Origin of the sequence: Paracoccus sp. MA (genome assembly GCF_020990385.1) — a bacterium.
Taxonomy (GTDB): Bacteria; Pseudomonadota; Alphaproteobacteria; order Rhodobacterales; family Rhodobacteraceae; genus Paracoccus.
Genome location: NZ_CP087598.1, coordinates 190328 through 209001 on the forward strand (window position 1 = coordinate 190328; position 18674 = coordinate 209001).

22 protein-coding genes and 1 riboswitch are annotated in these 18674 nt (G+C 69.0%); of the genes, 8 read left to right on the forward strand and 14 right to left on the reverse strand.

Going from position 1 to position 18674, the window contains the following annotated elements:
* Positions 1-143: 143 nt before the first annotated feature.
* From LOS78_RS07960 to mobA, 5 genes are read left to right on the forward strand one after another with little or no spacing between them, the layout of a single operon-like run.
* Positions 144-536 carry a hypothetical protein gene (locus LOS78_RS07960; protein WP_051416146.1) on the forward strand — a complete coding sequence of 131 codons (393 nt, stop codon included), beginning with the start codon at positions 144-146 and terminating at the stop codon, positions 534-536.
* Between the two features lie 36 nt (positions 537-572).
* Positions 573-1292: an ABC transporter ATP-binding protein gene (locus tag LOS78_RS07965; RefSeq protein ID WP_028711785.1), complete on the forward strand. Its 720-nt coding sequence runs from the start codon at positions 573-575 to the stop codon at positions 1290-1292.
* The gene (locus LOS78_RS07970; protein WP_028711786.1) at positions 1289-2107 is read left to right on the forward strand and encodes an ABC transporter permease; all 819 of its coding nucleotides are present in this window, start codon (positions 1289-1291) and stop codon (positions 2105-2107) included. Before LOS78_RS07965 ends, LOS78_RS07970 begins: the two co-directional genes overlap by 4 nt.
* Complete coding sequence (locus LOS78_RS07975) at positions 2104-2712, forward strand: hypothetical protein (protein ID WP_028711787.1); 609 nt, start codon at positions 2104-2106, stop codon at positions 2710-2712. The genes LOS78_RS07970 and LOS78_RS07975 overlap by 4 nt, the downstream gene beginning before the upstream one ends.
* On the forward strand, positions 2709-3311 hold the full coding sequence (gene mobA / locus LOS78_RS07980) for a molybdenum cofactor guanylyltransferase MobA (RefSeq protein WP_028716428.1): 603 nt from the start codon (positions 2709-2711) through the stop codon (positions 3309-3311). Before LOS78_RS07975 ends, mobA begins: the two co-directional genes overlap by 4 nt.
* Here the strand turns inward: mobA and LOS78_RS07985 are convergent.
* From LOS78_RS07985 to thiD, 10 genes are read right to left on the reverse strand one after another with little or no spacing between them, the layout of a single operon-like run.
* Positions 3308-4039 (reverse strand): ABC transporter permease, encoded by a 732-nt coding sequence (locus tag LOS78_RS07985; RefSeq protein ID WP_230377902.1) that lies wholly within the window; start codon positions 4037-4039, stop codon positions 3308-3310. The two genes, mobA and LOS78_RS07985, sit on opposite strands and share 4 nt — an antisense overlap.
* Positions 4036-4827, reverse strand: a complete 792-nt coding sequence (locus LOS78_RS07990) for an ABC transporter ATP-binding protein (protein WP_230377903.1) — start codon at positions 4825-4827, stop codon at positions 4036-4038. The genes LOS78_RS07985 and LOS78_RS07990 overlap by 4 nt, the downstream gene beginning before the upstream one ends.
* On the reverse strand, positions 4824-5501 hold the full coding sequence (locus tag LOS78_RS07995) for a TenA family protein (RefSeq protein WP_028711791.1): 678 nt from the start codon (positions 5499-5501) through the stop codon (positions 4824-4826). The genes LOS78_RS07990 and LOS78_RS07995 overlap by 4 nt, the downstream gene beginning before the upstream one ends.
* Positions 5498-6484 (reverse strand): ABC transporter substrate-binding protein, encoded by a 987-nt coding sequence (locus LOS78_RS08000; protein ID WP_230377904.1) that lies wholly within the window; start codon positions 6482-6484, stop codon positions 5498-5500. The genes LOS78_RS07995 and LOS78_RS08000 overlap by 4 nt, the downstream gene beginning before the upstream one ends.
* Positions 6481-7458, reverse strand: coding sequence for a HesA/MoeB/ThiF family protein (locus tag LOS78_RS08005; RefSeq protein ID WP_230377905.1), 978 nt, complete (start codon positions 7456-7458; stop codon positions 6481-6483). The genes LOS78_RS08000 and LOS78_RS08005 overlap by 4 nt, the downstream gene beginning before the upstream one ends.
* A complete protein-coding gene (locus LOS78_RS08010) occupies positions 7455-8051 on the reverse strand; it encodes a thiamine phosphate synthase (RefSeq protein WP_028711794.1) in 597 nt (198 codons plus the stop codon). Before LOS78_RS08010 ends, LOS78_RS08005 begins: the two co-directional genes overlap by 4 nt.
* A complete protein-coding gene (locus LOS78_RS08015; protein WP_024842859.1) occupies positions 8048-8812 on the reverse strand; it encodes a thiazole synthase in 765 nt (254 codons plus the stop codon). Before LOS78_RS08015 ends, LOS78_RS08010 begins: the two co-directional genes overlap by 4 nt.
* Position 8813: 1 nt before the next feature.
* Entirely contained in the window at positions 8814-9011 is a 198-nt protein-coding gene (thiS, locus tag LOS78_RS08020) for a sulfur carrier protein ThiS (protein ID WP_028711795.1), read from the reverse strand.
* Positions 8995-9972: an FAD-dependent oxidoreductase gene (locus LOS78_RS08025; protein WP_230377906.1), complete on the reverse strand. Its 978-nt coding sequence runs from the start codon at positions 9970-9972 to the stop codon at positions 8995-8997. Before LOS78_RS08025 ends, thiS begins: the two co-directional genes overlap by 17 nt.
* Complete coding sequence (thiD, locus tag LOS78_RS08030; protein ID WP_230377907.1) at positions 9969-10796, reverse strand: bifunctional hydroxymethylpyrimidine kinase/phosphomethylpyrimidine kinase; 828 nt, start codon at positions 10794-10796, stop codon at positions 9969-9971. Before thiD ends, LOS78_RS08025 begins: the two co-directional genes overlap by 4 nt.
* A gap of 69 nt (positions 10797-10865) precedes the next feature.
* Positions 10866-10969: riboswitch (TPP riboswitch) on the reverse strand.
* Positions 10970-11153: 184 nt separating this feature from the next.
* On the opposite strand from thiD, the gene LOS78_RS08035 reads away from it, so the two are divergent.
* Entirely contained in the window at positions 11154-11756 is a 603-nt protein-coding gene (locus tag LOS78_RS08035; protein ID WP_230377908.1) for an HAD family phosphatase, read from the forward strand.
* Positions 11757-11827: 71 nt separating this feature from the next.
* On the opposite strand, the gene LOS78_RS08040 is transcribed toward LOS78_RS08035, so the two are convergent.
* The 4 genes from LOS78_RS08040 to LOS78_RS08055 all read right to left on the reverse strand — a co-directional run bounded on the left by LOS78_RS08040 (position 11828) and on the right by LOS78_RS08055 (position 15777).
* Positions 11828-12609, reverse strand: a protein-coding gene (locus LOS78_RS08040; protein WP_085999836.1) for an IS5 family transposase whose coding sequence is annotated in 2 segments (ribosomal slippage) — positions 11828-12267 and positions 12267-12609 — 783 coding nt in all. Because the reading frame shifts where the segments join, the coding sequence is not laid out codon by codon here.
* Between the two features lie 132 nt (positions 12610-12741).
* Complete coding sequence (aroQ, locus tag LOS78_RS08045; RefSeq protein ID WP_230377909.1) at positions 12742-13176, reverse strand: type II 3-dehydroquinate dehydratase; 435 nt, start codon at positions 13174-13176, stop codon at positions 12742-12744.
* A 26-nt stretch (positions 13177-13202) separates the two neighbouring features.
* The gene (locus tag LOS78_RS08050; protein WP_230377910.1) at positions 13203-13904 is read right to left on the reverse strand and encodes a response regulator transcription factor; all 702 of its coding nucleotides are present in this window, start codon (positions 13902-13904) and stop codon (positions 13203-13205) included.
* The gene (locus tag LOS78_RS08055; RefSeq protein ID WP_230377911.1) at positions 13897-15777 is read right to left on the reverse strand and encodes a PAS-domain containing protein; all 1881 of its coding nucleotides are present in this window, start codon (positions 15775-15777) and stop codon (positions 13897-13899) included. Before LOS78_RS08055 ends, LOS78_RS08050 begins: the two co-directional genes overlap by 8 nt.
* A gap of 112 nt (positions 15778-15889) precedes the next feature.
* Here LOS78_RS08055 and LOS78_RS08060 point away from each other — a divergent pair, with 112 nt between their 5' ends.
* Positions 15890-17866, forward strand: a complete 1977-nt coding sequence (locus LOS78_RS08060; RefSeq protein ID WP_230377912.1) for an AMP-binding protein — start codon at positions 15890-15892, stop codon at positions 17864-17866.
* Positions 17863-18672: an ABC transporter ATP-binding protein gene (locus tag LOS78_RS08065; RefSeq protein WP_028711804.1), complete on the forward strand. Its 810-nt coding sequence runs from the start codon at positions 17863-17865 to the stop codon at positions 18670-18672. The genes LOS78_RS08060 and LOS78_RS08065 overlap by 4 nt, the downstream gene beginning before the upstream one ends.
* The last annotated feature ends 2 nt before the right edge of the window (positions 18673-18674 follow it).

Genomic DNA, 18674 nt, shown 5'->3' on the forward strand with positions numbered 1-18674 from the left:
CCCCCGCCGCGGCGCAGGAAACCGCGCCCGATGCCGGCGCAGATGCCGGTGCCGCAACCGACGGCGCGGCCGCGGCCGAGCAGGATGACGATGACGATGACGACGATGATGATGGCGGCGAAGCGGCCGGTGCCGCCGGAGGCGTGCACGAGGCGGGGGCCAAGTTCGATTACGGCTTCTCGGGGATCATGGCGCGCGACAACCGCACCGATCTGGCGCCGCTGACGCTCGCCTCGGGCCAGCCGGTCGCGACGGCGGAATACAAGCTGAAATCGGGCGGCTTCTACCGCATCGACATCAACGCGGACGGCAGCCAGGAGCTGGCGCTGTCTGGCGGCGACTTCTTCCGCGCCATCTGGATCAACGAGGTGGTGATCAACGATATCGAGATCCGGCCGATGGGCGTGCATTCGCTGGAATTCGACGATGCCGGCACCGCGACGCTCAGCTTCATCGCCATCGTTCCGGGCCGCTATACGCTGTCGATCCCCGGCTCGCAGGGCGAAACCCAGCAGGCGGTGTTCAACATCCAGTAAGCAGGAGGGGCGGAGCCCCGGCTCCGCCTCGGCCAGATGCCGCAGGACGCGCTTTCCATTCAGCATGTCAGCCACAGTTTCGGTCGCGTCCCTGCGCTGAAGGACGTGTCTCTGACCGTGCCGCGCGGCGGCTTCACCGCGCTGCTGGGGGTGAACGGCGCCGGCAAGACCACGCTGTTCTCGCTGATCACCCGGCTTTACGACAACACCTCGGGCCGGATCGAGGTCGCCGGCCACGACCTGCGGCGCGAGCCGGGCGCGGCGCTGGCGCGGCTGGGGGTGGTGTTCCAGTCCCGGGCGCTGGATGCCGACCTGACCGTGGCGCAGAACCTGGACTATCACGCCGCGCTGCACGGCATCCCGCGGCGCGAGGCGCGGGCGCGCGCCGCCGAGGTGCTGGCGCAGGTCGGCCTGTCGGACCGGCTGGACACGCGGGTCTCGGCGCTGTCGGGCGGCCAGAGCCGCCGGGCCGAGATCGCCCGCGCCCTGATCCACCGCCCCGAGATCCTGCTTCTGGACGAGCCGACCGTCGGGCTTGACGTGAAATCCCGCGCCGAGGTGGTGGCGCTGACCCGCGAACTGACCCGTGGCGGGGTCTCGGCGCTTTGGGCCACGCATATTCTCGACGAGATCCGGCCCGAGGACGGGCTGGTCATCCTGCACCGGGGCGAGGTGCTGGCCCGCGGCAATGCCGGCGCCATCGGCGGCGACGACCTGACCGCCACCTTCCTGCGCCTGACCGGAGAGGAGGCATGAGCCACCGCCTGACCCCGCGCATGTGGCTGACCGCCTTCCTGGGCATCGCCCGGCGCGAGACCTTGCGCTTCGTCAACCAGCGCGGCCGCTTTCTTGCGGCTCTGGTCCGGCCCCTGGTCTGGCTGTTCATCTTTGCCGCCGGCTTCCGCGCCGTGCTGGGCCTGTCGATCACGCCGCCCTACCAGACCTATGTGCTTTACGAGGTCTATGTGACCCCGGGCCTTTGCGCGATGATCCAGCTGTTCAACGGCATGCAGTCCTCGCTGTCGATGGTCTACGACCGCGAGACCGGGGCGATGCGCACCCTGCTCGTCAGCCCGTTTCCGCGCTGGTTCCTTTTGGCCTGCAAGCTGGTGGCGGGGGTGATCGTCTCGATCATCCAGGTCTATGCCTTCCTGGCCATCGCCTGGTTCTGGGGGATCGAGCCGCCCCCCGTCGGCTACCTGGCCGTGCTGCCGGCGCTGATGCTCTCGGGGCTGATGCTGGGGGCGATGGGGCTGTTCCTGTCCTCGGCCATCCGGCAGCTGGAAAACTTCGCCGGGGTGATGAATTTCGTCATCTTCCCGATGTTCTTCGCCTCCAGCGCGCTTTACCCGCTGTGGCGGATGAACGAAAGCTCGCCGCTGCTGCACGACATCTGCGCGGCCAATCCCTTCACCCATGCGGTTGAGTTGATCCGCTTTGCCCTTTACGCGCGCTTCGATCTTCTGTCCTTCTCGGTGGTGTCGGGTTGCCTGATCCTGTTCTTTGCAGGGGCCGTGTTCATGTATGATCCGGCCAAGGGGCTCTGGGCCCGGCGAAAGGGGGGAGCATGAGATACCTGGTTCTGGCGTTTTGTCTTGCCGCGACCGCAATGACGACCGCAACCGCCGCGCAGGCGGAAAGCGGCGCCGATCCCGACTGGCCCTGCGTGCAGCGCAAGCAGCCGCATCTGTCGCTGGGACAGATGTGGTCCGGGCCCGAGCCGGACGAGGCCGTGCGCGAGCTGGCCCGCACGCCCGAGATCGCGGCGCTGGCCGACCGGCTGGAACAGCGCCGCCTGCCGCTGGCCGAGGCCGAGGCCGAGATCGCCGAATTCGCCAAGGGCGCCGACAACACCCAGCTGACCGCGCTGATGGTGGCGATCTTCGACCGGATCGACCCGCATCGCGCCGCGCTGATCGCGGGGATCGCGCGCTATGGCCACAAGCAGGTCGATCTGGCACAAAGGATCGAGGATCACCGCAGGAAGATGGAAGAGATGCAAAAGGCCGAGACGCCCGATTTCGACGCCATCGACGCCGAGGAAGAGCAGCTCGACTGGGACATGCGCATCTTCCAGGACCGCCAGCAGGCCCTGACCTATGTCTGCGAGACGCCGGTGATCCTGGAGCAGCGGGTCTTTGGCCTGGCCCGCGCCATCGCGGCGGGGCTGAAATGACCCTGCTGCCCGCCGTCATCCTGGCCGGGGGCCTGTCCACCCGCATGGGCGGCGGCAACAAGGCGCTGCGGATGCTGGCGGGCGAGACTTTGCTGGCGCGGGTGATCGCCCGGCTTCGCCCGCAATGCGGCGGGCTGGCGATCAATGCCAATGGCGATCCGGAACAATTCGCCGCATACGGCCTGCCGGTGATCGCGGACGGCTTTGCGGGCTTTGCCGGGCCGCTGGCGGGCGTTCTGGCCGGCATGGACTGGGCGGCGGGCGAGGGGGCCGGGAGCGTGGTCAGCGTCAGCGTCGACACGCCCTTCCTGCCCGAGGATCTGGTGCATCGCCTGCGCGAGGCCCGGGGGCGCAGCGGCCTCGCCATCGCCGCCAGCCCCGACGAAAGCGGGCGGCTGCGCGATCACCCGACCTGCGCGCTCTGGCCCGTGGCCCTGCGCGGCGAGCTGCGCGAGGCATTGGAATCCGGCCTGCACCGCATCGGCCAGTTCGCGGCCGCCTATGATCCGGGGCGGGCGGTCTTCGACAGCCGCCCCGTCGACCCGTTCCTGAACCTGAACACGCCCGAGGACCTGGCCCGCGCCGCCCGGCTGGTCTAGGCGCCGTATCGCCGCCAGAGCCGATGCAGCGCCATGGCCACCACCCTGGCGAAGATCACCGTCATCACCGACAGCACCAGCAGCGCGGCAAAGACCAGGTCGGTCTTCATCCGGCCGTTGGCATGGATCATCAGCGCCCCCAGGCCGCGCGCGCCGCCGACCCATTCGCCGATCACCGCGCCGATGGGCGCATAGACCGCCGCCAGCCGCAGCCCGGTGGCCAGGCTGGGCAGCGCCGCCGGGATGCGCAGGTGGCGCATGATGCGGATGCGGCCGGCGCCCATGACCTGCGCCAGGTCCAGCGCCGCCTGCGGTGTGCGCATCAGCCCGTCCAGGAAGGCGCTGGCCACCGGGAAGAACACGATCAGCACCGTCATGGCGATCTTGGGCGCCATGCCGAAGCCCAGCCACAGGGTCAGGATCGGCGCCAGGGCAAAGACCGGGATGGTCTGGCTGAAGGTCAGGATCGGCCGCAGAACGCCGGTCAGCCTGAGCGAAAATCCCATCGCCACGGCGAGCGCCGCGCCGAGCGCCGAGCCGAGCGCGAAGCCCAGCACCACCTCGGTCAGGGTGAAGCCGGCATGGCGGGCGATCTCGGCCCGGTTCAGCCACAGCGCCTCGGCCACCGCCGCGGGCGAGGGCAGCAGGAAGGGCGGCATGCCCGCCAGCCAGATGACGCCCTGCCACAGCGCCAGCACGGTCAGGATCAGCGCGGCGACGGTCTTCATGCCATCATCCCCCGCATCAGCTCGGCCTGCAGCGCCAGCACCTCGGGCGCGTCATAGGGCCGGGCGGCGGCTTTCGGGCGCGGCGCGGGGACGGGCCATTCGCTGAGCCCCTGTTCGCGCAGCAGCAGGATGCGGTCGCCCAGCCGCGCCGCCTCGGCCGGGTCGTGGGTGACCAGCAGCACCGTTCGGCCTTCCAGCAGCCTTGCCGCCAAGTCCTGCATCTGCGCCCGGGTGCGGGCGTCGAGCGCCGAGAAGGGCTCGTCGAGCAGTACCAGCGGCCGGTCCTCGAACAGGGTGCGGGCTAGGGCCACGCGCTGGCGCTGGCCGCCGGACAGGTTGGCGGGCAGGTGATGGGCGCGGTCGGTCAGGCCCACCGCTTCGATCAGCGAGGCCGCGCGGGCGGCGGGGTCGGCAGGGGGCTCTGCCCCCCGCCGCAGCGGCCCCTTGACGGGGCCGCTGCGGCGTCCCCCGGGATATTTGGACAAGAAAGAACCCTGCAGGCCGCCGCGCAGCCGGGCGCCCAGGGTGACATTGCCGGTCACGTCGAGCCAGGGAATCAGCCCGGGGTCCTGGGCCATCAGCGCCACGGGCTGGTCGCGCGTCACCTCGCCCTGGAAACGCGCGCCGGTCTCCAGCCCGGCGATCAGCCGCAGGATGGTGGACTTTCCGACGCCCGAAGGGCCGAGCAGGCAGGTCCAGCCCGCGCCTTCCAGCCGCAGCTCGACGGGGGCGAAGAGCGGCGCCTCGCCGACCCAGGCGCGGCCGCGGACCGAGGCCGCCGCGGTCATGCGCCGCCCAGCTCCCAGAAGGCGACTTCGAGCCGGGTGGCGGTGGCGAAGCGATCCGACAGGGCGGCCCAGCGGGGGCTTTCCTGGGGCGCCGCGCCCAGCCGCTTGCGGATGGCGCTGTCCAGAAGCGCGCCGGCCGAGACGCAGGCGGCCTGGTATTCGGCGCCGGCATAGGTGTCGATCCATTCGCGATAGGGTGTGTCGGGCGCCGCTTCCTGGGCCAGCCGCAGCCCGATCTCGCCATAGCCCAGCACGCAGGGCATCAGCGCCGCCAGCAGGTCGAGGAAATCGCCCGAATAGCCGGCTTCCAGCACATAGCGGGTATAGGCGATATTGGTCACCGCCTCGGGCGTATCGGTCAGCACCTCGGGGCCCAGGCCGGCGCGGGCGCAGGTCTGCACATGCAGGCCCATCTCGTGGTCCAGCAGCGTGTGGACCGTGGCGGAACAGGCCCGCATCTCGTCCAGGTCGCCGGCCTTGACCACCGCCAGCGCCCAGGCGCGCGAGAAGTTCTTGAGGAACAGGTAATCCTGCACCAGATAGGTCAGGAAGCAGGATTGCGGCAGGGTGCCGTCGCGCAGACCCTCGACGAAGGGGTGCCGGGTATAGGCGTCCCAGTCGGGCTGCGCCGCGGCCCGCCAGGCCGCGAAGGCATGGCCATAGGCGACGCTCATTCCGCCGCCCCCACGTCTGCTGCTTCCGCGTCTGCCGCTTCCGCGTCTGCCGCCCCCACGTCCAGGGCCAGGTCCGAGACCGGCAGCACGCTGTCGACCAGCCCGGCCTCGTGCAGGAATTGCTCGAACCGGGCATAGCGGCCCTGGTCCAGCGCCGCGGGCGATTGCGAGAAGCGCGGCAGCGTCTCCTTCCAGGCCTCGGCGTTCAGCTCGTCCTTGAGGTCGGGCGCGGTGGCCGAGAACAGCTGCCAGCTTTCCTCGGGGTGGTTGACCAGATATTGCGCGCCGCGCTCGACCGCGTGCAGCAGGCGGCGGGTGCGGTCCACGTCCAGATTGGCCGGATTGGCGACGAAGATCAGCTCGTCATAGGTTGGCACGCCGCTTTCCTCGACGAAGAAGCAGCGGCCCTCGGCGCCTTCCAGCCGCATCTGCGTCAGCTCGAAATTGCGATAGGCGCCGATGGTGGCATCGACCTGGCCGGCGATCAGCGCCGGCGACAGCGACCAGTTGACGTTGATCATCTCGACATCGCCGGTGGTCAGCCCGGCATGGGCCAGGATGGCCTGCACCAGCGCGCTTTCCACGCCCGAGACCGAATAGCCGATCTTCTTGCCCTTGAGATCCTCGAGCGTCTGCACCGGGCCGTCGGCCTTGACCATCAGGCAGTTCAGCGGCGTCGCGACCAGCGTGCCGACGCGCTTGAGCGGCAGGCCCTCATGCACCTGCAGGTGCAGCTGCGGCTGGTAGCTGATGGCGTAATCGGCCTTGCCGGCGGCGACCAGTTTCGGCGGGTCGGCGGGATCGGCAGGGGCGACGACCTCGACCTCCAGCCCCTCCTCGGCGAAGAAGCCCTTTTCCTGGGCGACGATGATCGGGGCGTGGTCGGGGTTCACGAACCAGTCCAGGATCAGCGTGACCTTGTCTTGGGCCAGAACGGGCTGGGCCAGCAGGGCGAAGGCGGCGGCAAGGGTCAGATGTTTCATCGATCGTCGTCTCCAAGGGCAAGAAGGGTGATTTCGCCGTCCCAGCGGCGCGAAAGGGCGTCGGCGGCACGCCAGGAGCGCAGGCCGGAACGGCAGGCCAGCACCGCGCGCTGGCCGGGGTCGGGCAGCGGGCCGGTGGCGCCGTAGCCGGGGATGCGCAACGCGTCCGGCGTGGCCTTGCGCGGCGCCTCCTCCTCGGGGCGCAGGTCGATGACCAGATCGTCCTCGCGGATCTCCTCGCGGGCGATGAAGCGCGGGCCGGTCGCCTCGGGCGCGGCGTCGAAGCGGAACTGGGTGAAACGGCCGTTCTCGAAGCGGATGAATTCGCCCAGCGGCGAGGGCGTGGTGCCCAGAAGCAGCCGCAGCGCCATCTGCGCCTGGATGCAGCCCAGCATGCCGACCACCGGGCCCAGCACGCCGGCGGTGGCGCAGGTCTGGCCGCTGTCGGGCGGGTCGGGGAACAGGGCGCGCAGGCTGGGGGCGCCCCCCCGCCGCTTGTCGCCGCAGAAGCCGCCGACATAGCCCGCAAGCCCCAGCGCCGAGGCCGAGATCAGCGGCTTGCCTGCCGCCAGGCAGGCGTCCGAAAGCGTGTAGCTGGCAGCATAGCTGTCGGCGCAATCCAGCACCACATCCGCCGCCGCTACAAGCGCCGGCGCGTTCAGGGGGGTCAGCCGGTCCGCCAGCGCCTCGATCTCCACCGCAGGGTTCAGCCGGGCCACGGCCTGCGCGGCGGCGCGGACCTTGGGCTGGCCGATATCCTTCATGCGGTAGAGCGGCTGCCGGTGCAGGTTGGTCTCCTCGACCGTGTCGGGGTCGATCAGGGTGATGCGGCCGATGCCGCTGCCGGCCAGGTATTGCAGCACCGGCACGCCCAGCCCGCCCGCGCCGACGACCAGCGCATGGGCGGCGCCGATGCGCTCCTGCCCCTCGGCGCCGACCTCGGGCAGGACCATCTGGCGGACATAGCGGTTCATGCCGCCACCCGCAGCCATTCGCGGATGCGGCCCTCGGGGTCGGGGTTGAGCGTGATGTCGGTCACGGCAGAGGCCAGGTCGGCGCCGGCGGCGAAAGCCTCGCGCGCACGGTCCGGGGTGACGCCGCCGATGGCGACCAGCGGCGTCGCGCCGACCAGCTTGCGCCATTCCCGCACCCGGTCCAGCCCCTGCTGTTCCCATTTCATCTTCTTCAGGATCGTCGGCCAGACCGGTCCCAGCGCGACGTAATCGGGCCTGAGCGCCAGCGCCCGGTCCAGTTCGGCATGGTCGTGGGTCGAGACGCCCAGCCGCAGCCCGGCCTTGCGGATCGCCGGAATGTCGGCGGTATCCAGATCCTCCTGGCCCAGGTGGATGAAGTCGCAGCCCAGGTCGATGGCGGCCTGCCAGTGGTCGTTGACGACCAGCGTGGCGCGATGTTCGCGGCACAGCTCCTGGCACAGCGCCAGCTCGCCCAAGAGCCGGGCGGGGGGCTGGTCCTTGATGCGGATCTGCACCAGCTTCACGCCCAGAGGCAGGGCGCGGCGCAGCCAGTCGCTGCTGTCGAAGATCGGGTAGAAGCGCGGCAATCTCATCCCAGCACCGCCATGCCGAAGAGGGGGGTGGAAGGCGCGGCCATGTCGCGGGCCTCGATCGGGTTCGCGCCATGCGCCAGCTGCCCGGCCTCGATCGCCAGCGCCATGGCGCGGGCCATGGCCACCGGATCGCCGGCCTTGGCGACCGCGGTGTTCAGCAGCACCGCATCATAGCCCAGCTCCATCGCCTGCGCCGCATGGCTGGGCAGGCCGATGCCGGCATCCACGACCAGCGGCACATCGGGGAAATGCGCCCTCAGGCTGCGCAGCCCGTAAGGATTGTTCAGCCCCCGGCCCGAGCCGATGGGCGCGCCCCAGGGCATCAGCACCTGGCAGCCCGCATCCAGCAGCCGGCCGCAGACCGACAGGTCTTCGGTGCAATAGGGAAAGACCTGGAAGCCGTCCTCGGACAGCAGCCGCGCCGCCTCGACCAGCGCGATCACGTCGGGGCAAAGCGTGTCGTCGTCGCGGATCACCTCAAGCTTGATCCAGGGCGTCTCGAACAGCTCGCGCGCCATCTGCGCGGTCGTCACCGCCTCGCGCACCGAATGGCAGCCGGCGGTATTGGGCAGGACGGGGATGCCCAGCTCCTTGATCAGGCGGTGGAAATCCTGGCCCTCGCCGCCTTCGCGCCGCAGGCTGACGGTGGCGATACCGGCGCGCGAGGCGCGGAACGCCTCGGCCATGATCGCGGGCGAGGGGTATTGCGCCGTGCCCAGCATCAGCGGGCTTGCGACTTCGGTTCCGTAAAAGACCGGCATCTCAGCCCCCCTGCATCGGCGCCACGACTTCTAGCGCGTCGCCATCCTTCAGCGTGGTTGCGGGCCGGGCGGCGGCGGGCAGGAAAGCGCCGTTCAGCGCCGTCGCCACCTTGGCCGCGCCCAATCCGATCTCGGCCAGCGCATCCTGCACGGTCGGGCCGGTCAGGTCGCGCGCCTCTCCGTTAAGGGTGATCTTCATCCATGAACTCCGGTTTCCGGCCCTCGAGAAGGTAATCGGCGGCCATGCGGGCCACGGCGGGGGCCAGAAGATAGCCGTGGCGGTAAAGGCCGTTTGCGTAAAGCGTGCCGCCGCGCCGGCGCAGGCGGGGCAGGTTGTCGGGAAAGGCGGGCCGCGCGTCCGAGCCAAGCTCCAGGATCTCGGCCTCGGCGAAGCCGGGATGCAGGGCATAGGCGGCCGACAGCATCTCGACGGCCGAGCGCGCGGTGACGCGATACTTGCCGCCGGTTTCCAGCATCGTGGCGCCGATCATGTAGACGCCCTCGCCGCGCGGCACGAGATACAGGGGGATGCGCGGATGCAGCAGGCGGATGGTGCGGGTCAGCGTCACTTCCGGGCAGCGGATCACCAGCATCTCGCCGCGCACGCCGCGCAGGTCGGGAAGCTGGTCGCGGGCCGCCAGCCCGCGCGCATCGACGATCAGGCCGGCGGGCGTGCCCTCCGTCTCGATGCGGATGCCCTGCGCCTCCAGCCGGTCGCGCAGGGCCAGCAGCGCGGCGCGCGGGTTCAGATGCGCCTCGGTAGCGAAATGCAGCCCGCGCGGGAAGCGCCCCGCCAGTTCCGGCTCCAGCGCGGCGATCTCCTCGGCACTCACCGGCTGATGCGCCTGGGTCAGCCGGGCGAAGCGGTCGAGTTCCGCCCGGTCCCGCGAGGGGGCGAGGACCAGCGTGCCGCGCCGGATGACCTCGGCGCCATTCGCCTGCCACCAGTCGGCGGCGTCGAGGCCGAGGCGCAGCACCGCCGGCTCGGCGCTTTCGGCCTCGCAATAGGGCGCCAACATGCCGCCGGCGCGCCAGCTGCAGGCCTGCGCACCGGGCTTGCCGGCCGGGTCGATGATGCGGGGCAGGGTGCCGCGCGCCGCCAGTTCGGTGGCGATGCACAGCCCCATCACCCCGGCGCCCAGGATGGTGATCGCGGTCATGTCCGTCTCCAGAGCGCGTGGAAATGATGCACCGGGCCGTGGCCCAGCCCCACCGCCAGCTCATCGGCGGCGGCGATGGCGCCTTGCAGCCAGCCATGGGCGCGGGTCACGGCATCGGGCACCGCCATGCCCTGGGCCAGCCCCGCCGCGATGGCCGAGGACAGCGAGCAGCCGGTGCCGTGGGTGTTGGGCGTCTGCTGGCGCGGGGCCGTCAGGGTCAGCGGCTGCGGCCCGACCAGCAGGTCGGTGCAGGCGTCCTCGCTGGCATGGCCGCCCTTCATCAGCACATGGTCGGCGCCCAGGGCGCGCAGCGCCTCGCCCTGCTCGCGCATCTCCTCGGGCGTCGCGGCGGCGGGGCGACCCAGAAGCCGCGCCGCCTCGGGCAGGTTCGGGGTCAGCACCGTCGCCAGCGGGATCAGCTGCTCGCGCAGCGCCGAGACGGCATCGTCCGGCAGAAGCGCGTCGCCGGATTTCGCCACCATCACCGGGTCCAGCACCACCGGCACCGGATTGTCCGCCAGCAGCGCCGCCAGCCGGTCGGCGACGACTGTGATTACATCCGCGCCGCCGACCATGCCGATCTTGACCACGCGCACCTCGAGATCGCCGAAAACCGCGTCGATCTGCGCCGCGACCATGGCGGGGCTGACCGGCTCGACCGCAGCGACGGTGCGGGTGTTCTGCGCGGTGATCGCCGTGATCACAGAGGCGCCATAGACCCCGAGGGCCGAGAAGCTTTTCAGGTCGGCCTGGATCCCGGCGCCGCCGCCGCTGTCCGAGCCGGCGATGGTCAGCGCGATGGGATGGGGCTGCAATCCCGACATGGCCCGCCTTTCGTTTTGGCCGGGCATGGGGACGTGGGGCGGATGGGTGGCGGACCGGGAATTGCCGGGCCGCATCACTCTACCCTTCCCTACGCCGGCATGACCCGGATCAGGTTCGATGGGTCGGTGCCCGGCACCTCTCAGCCCCGTGCGGGGCTCCCCAAGTGTATGAGTCTTTCGCGCGACACTAGGCCCCGGCGTCCCGCTTTGCAAGGGCCGAGCGCCGCCGGTCCGTCGCGGGGTGTCACGCATCTGTCCGCCTGGCCGGGCAAGAGGGCGGGCGCGCGGCGGCGGTTTCGGGCTTTACACCGCCCGGAATTCCGGCCGATCTGGGCCCGGTGGAAAGGGAAGGATGCGATGAAAAGCGTGATCTTCGACCTGGGCGGGGTGCTGATCGACTGGGATCCGGCCTTGGCCTTTGCGGATGTCTTCACCAGCCGGACCGAGGCCGAGGCCTGGATGGCCCGCATCGACTTTCCCGGCTGGAACCGGATGCAGGACGGCGGGCGCAGCTTTGCCGAGGGGCTGGCCGCCGCCCGCGCCGAGCATGGCGACGAGGCGCGGCATCTGGCGGGCTATCTGGCGGCCTTTCCCGTCACCATCGAAAAGACCGTGCCCGGCAGCTGGGCGGTGGCCGAGGCGCTGCTGGCGCGCGGCGTGCCGCTTTATGCGCTGACCAACTGGTCGGCCGAGACCTGGCCGCATGCGCTGGAACTGCATCCCCGCCTGGGCGGGCTGTTCGCCGACATCCTGGTCTCGGGCCAGGTCGGCGTGCTGAAACCCGATCCGGCGATCTTCCAGCTGCTGATGGACCGCAACGGGCTGCGGCCCGGGGACTGCATCTTCGTCGACGACAGCCCGGCCAATGTCGAGGGCGCCCGCGCGCTGGGCATGGACGGGATTCACTTTACCGGCGCCGAGGCGCTGGGCCGGGACCTGGCGCGGCGCGGGGTGATTTGAAGAGGGCCGGCAGGTAGCAGGTCTGCTTTGCGGAAAGCTGCTGTTAAATGATCGATATCGGTGTGACTAGGTCATGTTGACAAATGGCGGAGCCAGAGCCTGATGCAGGCGACGTCGACGAAGCCAAGGAAGCTTTCGGCGGTTTTGTCGTAGCGGGTTGCAAGGCGGCGGCTATTTTTCAGCTTGTTGAAGCAGCGCTCGACCATGTTGCGCAGGGTGTAGATGGTCATGTCGACAGCCTTGCGCACCCTTCGGTTCCTTCGCATCGGTATCATGGGCAGGGCGTTGCGGCTCTCGATGTCTTCCCGAATTTTATCAGAGTCATAGCCCCTGTCGGCGACCAGAACTGCTGGTTGCGGCAGGTTGTCGGCCATCACCATATCATAGCCGGTGTAGTCGGAATCCTGCCCCGGCGTGATCTCGGTCCTCATCGGGAGGCCTGCGCCGTTGACGCGGAGATGGATCTTGGTCGAGAAGCCACCTCTCGAACGGCCAAGAGCCTCTTTCGGAGTCCCCCTTTTGCGCCCGCCGCATGATGATGGGCGCGGATCACAGTGCTATCAACCATCTGGAGCTTGTCTGGCGCGATCCCAGCGTGGTTCAGCGCATCCAGGATATCCTCCCACAGTCCCGCCAAAGTCCAGCGGCGGAACTGACGGTAGACCGAGGACCACTTGCCAAACTCTTCGGGCAGATCGCGCCATGGCGCACCAGTCCTTGCGATCCAGAATATACCATTCAGAACAAGACGATGGTCCGCAGGTTTCCGCCCGTTAGGGTGCCGGACGGCACGAATGAAGCCCTCGAAGAAGGTCCACTCATCGTCGGATATCAGGTTGCGTGCCAAGTTCATCTCCCACGTAGAGATGAGCTTGAATCATAGGACGACTGCCAGAGGAATCCCTTTTGTCAACACGACCTAGATACTATTGCGGTTCGATAGGGTGCTCCGAGCGTCAGAAACGGGCTCACCACTACCGCCCCCCTATCCGACCAGCTTCGCCACGTGGCGCAGCGCCAGCAGGTAGCCGTGGATGCCGAAGCCGGCGATCACCCCCTCGGCGCGCAGGCTGACATAGGAATGGTGCCGGAAGCTCTCGCGCTTGTGGACGTTCGAGATATGCACTTCGATCACCGGCCCGTCGAAGGCGTTCAGCGCATCCAGGATCGCCACCGAGGTATGGGTGAAGGCGGCCGGGTTGATGACGATGGCCTGGGCCGATCGCCGCGCCTCGTGGATCAGGTCGATGATCGCGCCCTCGTGGTTCGACTGGTGGAAGGCGATGTCCAGCCCCAGCTCGGACCCAAGCGCCTTGCAGTCGCGCTCCACGTCGGCCAGCGTGGTGCTGCCATAGATCTCGGGCTGGCGCTGGCCCAGCAGGTTCAGGTTCGGGCCGTTCAGGACATAGACGGTGGGCATGGCAATCTCCGCGAGGATGGGGCAATCTAGCCCAGTTCGGCCAGAAAGATATAGCCCGCGCCGTAGATCGTCTTGATCAGCCGCGGGTTCTTCGGGTCCTCTCCCAGCTTGGTGCGCAGGCGCGAGATGCGCACATCCATCGCCCGGTCGAAGCTTTCGCCCGCCGTGCCGCCCAGCGTCTCCAGCATCTGCGCGCGCGAGATCAGCCGGCGCGGATTGTCGAGGAACAGCCGCAGGACCTCGGCCTCGGCATGGCTGATCGGAGTCTCGGCCCCCTCGGGAGAGGTCAGGGTGTAGCGGTCGAAATCGGCCGACCATCCGGCGAAGCGGATCTGCTGGCGGCCGGCGCCGGTCTCGCGCTGGGGCCTGCGCAGCCGGGCGCGGATGCGGGCCACGACCTCGGCCGGCTCGAAGGGCTTGATGATGTAGTCGTCGGCGCCCAGCTCAAGGCCCGTCACCCGGTCCTGCACCTGCGCCCGGCCCGAGATGATGATGATCGCCGCGCCGGATTCGCTGGCCAGCCGGTGCACCAGCGCCAGCCCGTCGCGGTCGGGCAGGCCCAGGTCGATCAGGCAGGCATCGGGCTGGATGCGGCGCAGCGCCGCCTCGAACTCGGTGGCGCGGGCAAAGCCTATGGTGCGGAAGCCCGCCTCCTCCAGCGCCGCGGAGAGCAGGCGGCGGATTTCGGGTTCGTCGTCGAGGATGGCGATCAAGGGGGCGTCAGTCATCGGTCTCTGCCATGGCCACGGCCAGTTCGGTGTCGCCAAAGGGCTTGGTCAGGACCGGGCCGTCAAGCCCCGATCTGCGCGGATCGCCCGGCGGCAGCGCCGTCATCAGCACCAGGGGCAGGCCGCGGCCCTGCAGATCGGCGCCCGAACCGTCGCCCAGCTGCAGGTCCGACAGGATCAGCGTCAGGCCGGGAAGGTCGGTCAACCCGCGCGCCTCGGAGAGCGAGCCGGCCTCGATCACCGAATGGCCCTGGGCGGTCAGCATCTCGCGGATATGGGCGCGGATGGCGTCGTCATCCTCGACCAGCAGCACCAGATGCGGGTGCGCGGCGCGCAGCGGCAGGCGGATCGTGACCCGGGCGCCGCCGCCCTCGGCATTGCCCAGCCGCAGCGTGCCGCCGGACAGCTTGATCTGGTCATAGACCATCGACAGGCCCAGGCCGGTGCCCTGGCTGCCCTTGGTGGTGAAGAAGGGCTCGGTCGCCCGCGCCAGCGCCTCGGCCGAGAAGCCGGGCCCGGTATCGGTCACCGCGATCTCCAGCCAGCGCCCGGCGGGTCGGGCCTCGACGGCGATCCGGCCCCGGCCCTGCATGGCGTCGCGGGCGTTCAGGATCAGGTTCAGCAGCGCATCCTGCAGCGCGCCGGGGTCCAGCATCACCCGCGCCGGCAGCTCGCCGATGCGGGTGTCGAGCGCGACCTCCGCGCCCAGCGTCGGCCGGGTCATCGCCGCCAGATCGTCCAGCATGGCGCGCAGATCGACCGGCTGCGGCTGGTGCTCGCGCCGTCCGGTCAGCGCCGAGATGCCGTCGAGCAGCCGCACCCCGCGACGGGCGGCGGCCAGCGTCGCCTGCACGTCCTCGGCCTGTTCCGGCGGCAGGCCGGCGCGCGCCAGCCGGCCCTGCAGGCCCAGGATGATGGTCAGCAGGTTGCCGAAGTCATGCGCCAGCCCCGAGGTCATCTGCGCCGCCACCGCGCGTTTCGCCGCATGGGTCAGCGCCTCGCGCGCCTGCACCTCGGCGGTGACGTCGGTGGACAGGATATAGACGCCGCGCCCGTTCTGGTCCGGGGTCAGCGCGATGCGGATGCGCCGGCCCGAGGGCGGGTGCGTGATCTCGAACACCTGCGGCTGGCCGGCGATGGCGCGGTCGAGATGCGGGCGGATGCGGGCGAAGGTCTCGGCCCCCAGAACCGTTTCGCATTGCCGGCCGATGATCGAGGCGTCCGAGCCGGGAAACACCATCGAGATCTGGTTGTTCGAGAAGGTATAGCGATAGTCGCGGTCCATATGCGCGATATGCGCCGGGACCATGGCGGTGACATGGCGGGTGCGCGCCTCGGATTCGGTCAAGATGCGCTTGGCTTCCTCCAGCGCGGCATTGGTCGCGGCCAGCGCCCGGTTCGCGGCGGAAAGCCGCTCGGCATTCTCCAGCACCCGCTCGGACAGTTCCTCGGAGCGGGCGCGCAGCAACTCCTCCTGCCGCTTGATATGGGTGATGTCGGTATAGACCGCGATCCAGCCGCCCTGAGACAGCGGCGCCCCCTCGACCGAGATCCAGCGGCCGTCGGCGCGCTTTCGTTCCATGTAATGCGGCTGGAAGGTGCGGGCCTGGTCGACGCGCTCGCGGATCGCGGCCTCGGGATCGTCCTGGGGACCGTATTCGCCGCGATGCACCAGATAGCGGATCGTATCCTCGAAGGTGGCGCCGCTGCGGGTCAGTTCGTCCGGCAGGCCGAACATCGCCTGATAGGGGCGGTTGCTGACCGCCAGCCGCAGCTCGGCATCGAAGATCGAGATCGCCTGCTGGATCAGGTTCAGCCCCGAGCGGGTCAGCTCGGCATGCCGGTCGTTCGAGGGCATCTCCATTCCTGGCATTGCGCGGTCCCTGTAACAATTCGTAGGATTCAGGAAAAACTGACGCAAGAATTGCCGCTGTAAGCTGCGATTGCCAGAGGGAAGAGGAGCCCTGACGGCAAGGGGAGGAACCATGCAGAACGCTGAGGCGGCCGAGGCCGGTTTGCAGTCGATTCCAGCGTTGCTGGCGCGCAATGCCGAACGCTTCGGCAACCGGCCGGCCTATCGGGAAAAGGAATTCGGGATCTGGCAAAGCTGGACCTGGGCCGAGGCCGCGACCGAGATCCGCGATCTGGCGCTGGGCTTCCTGGTGCTGGGGCTGAACCGGGGCGATCATGTCGCCATCATCGGCCGCAACCGCCCGGCGCATTACTGGGCCATGGTGGCGGCGCAGATGTGCGGCGCGGTGCCGGTGCCGCTGTATCAGGACGCGGTGGCCGAGGAGATGGCCTATGTGCTGGACCATTGCGGCGCACGCTTCGTCGTCTGCGGCGACCAGGAACAGGTGGACAAGGTGCTGGAGGTCGGCGCCCGCGCGCCCTCGGTCCAGCATATCGTCTATACCGACAAGCGCGGCATGCGGAAATACGACCATTCCCACATGAACGCGCTGGCCGATGTCCAAGCCGAGGGCCGCGCCGCCGGGCAGCGGCTGGGCCACGAGCTGGACGCGCGCATCGCCGCGCTGGGCTATGACGATACCTGCGTGATGCTGTATACCTCGGGCACCACCGGCAAGCCCAAGGGCGTGGTGCTGTCGAACCGCAACATCATCGAGACCGGCCGGAACACCGCCGCCTTCGACCACCTGACCGAGCGCGAGGAAGTGCTGGCCTATCTGCCGATGGCCTGGGTGGGCGACTTCATCTTCTCGGTCGGGCAGGCCTATTGGGCCGGCTTCACCGTGAACTGCCCCGAGGGCGCGCATACGATGATGACCGACCTGCGCGAGATCGGCCCGACCTATTTCTTCGCCCCGCCGCGCGTCTTCGAGGGGCAGCTGACCAGCGTGATGATCCGCATGGAGGATGCCAGCCGGTTCAAGCGCTGGCTGTTCCGGCATTTCATGGAGGTCGCGCGCCGCGTCGGCCCGGCGCTCCTGGACGGCAAGCCGGTCGGCGGGCTGGACCGGCTGCGCTATGCCCTGGGCAACCTGCTGGTCTATGGTCCGCTGAAGAACACGCTGGGCTATTCCCGCATCCGCGTCGGCTATACCGCGGGCGAGGCGATCGGTCCCGAGATCTTCGATTTCTACCGCAGCCTGGGCATCAACCTGAAGCAGCTCTACGGCCAGACCGAGGCCAGCGTCTTCATCACCCAGCAGCCGGACGGGCAGGTGCGCTCGGACACGGTCGGCGTGCCCTCGCCCGGCGTCGAGCTGAAGATCGCCGAGAATGGCGAGGTCTTCTACCGCTCGCCCGGCACCTTCGTGGAATATTACAACAATCCCGACAGCACCGCCTCGACCAAGGATGCCGAGGGCTGGGTGGCGACGGGCGATGCCGGCTTCTTCGAGGAGGCGACCGGGCACCTGCGCATCATCGACCGCGCCAAGGACGTGGGCCGCATGGCCGACGGCCGGATGTTCGCGCCGAAATATGTCGAGAACAAGCTGAAGTTCTATCCCAACATCCTGGAGGCGGTGGTCTTCGGCGCCGGCCGCGACATGTGCACGGCCTTCGTCAACATCGACCTGACCGCGGTCGGCAACTGGGCCGAGCGCAACAACATCGCCTATGCCAGCTATCAGGAACTGGCCGGCCATCCGCAGGTCTATGCCACGATCAAGGAACATGTCGAGGCGGTGAACGAATCCATCGCCCAGGATCCCATGCTCTCGGGCTGCCAGATCAGCCGCTTCCTGGTGCTGCACAAGGAGCTGGACCCCGACGACGGCGAGATGACCCGCACCCGCAAGGTGCGCCGCAACATCATCGCCGAGAAATATGCCGACCTGATCGCGGCGCTCTATGACGGGCGCGACACGGTCAGCACCCGCACCGAGGTGACCTACGAGGACGGCCGCAAGGGCGAGATCCGCGCGGTGCTGAAGATCGAGGACGCCCGGACCTTCCCGACCCGGACCATGCAGAAGGTGGCCGCGGAATGACCCAGACCACAACCACCCCCGACGGCCGCCAGATCGGCGGCGTGCTGATGGACCTGAGGAACATCACCCTGCGCTTCGGCGGCGTCACGGCGATCAAGGACATCAGCTTCGACATCCGCGAGGGCGAGATCCGCGCCATCATCGGCCCGAACGGCGCCGGCAAGTCCTCGATGCTGAACGTGATCTCGGGCTTCTATGTCCCGCAAGAGGGCGAGATCTGGTTCAAGGGCCATCGCCGCGGCCCGATGAAACCCTATGAGGTGGCGCGGCTGGGCATTGCCCGCACCTTCCAGAACATCGCGCTGTTCGACGGCATGTCGGTCCTGGACAATATCATGACCGGCCGCCTGAACATGATGAAGGCGCCGATATGGTCGCAGGCGCTGTGGTGGGGCCGGGCCGAGCGCGAGGAGGTCGAGAACCGCGAGCAGGTCGAGAAAATCATCGACTTCCTGGAGATCCAGAACATCCGCAAGACGCCGGTCGGCCGGCTGCCTTACGGGTTGAAGAAGCGCGTCGAACTGGCGCGGGCGCTGGCGGCCGAGCCGAAGATCCTGCTGCTCGACGAGCCGATGGCCGGCATGAACGTCGAGGAGAAGGAGGACATGTGCCGCTTCATCCTGGACGTGAACGACGAATTCGGCACCACCATCGCGCTGATCGAGCACGACATGGGCGTGGTCATGGACCTGTCGGACCGGGTGGTGGTGATGGATTACGGCCGCAAGATCGGCGACGGCACCCCCGACGAGGTGCGCAACAATCCCGAGGTCATCAGCGCCTATCTGGGCGTGGAACACGCATAGGG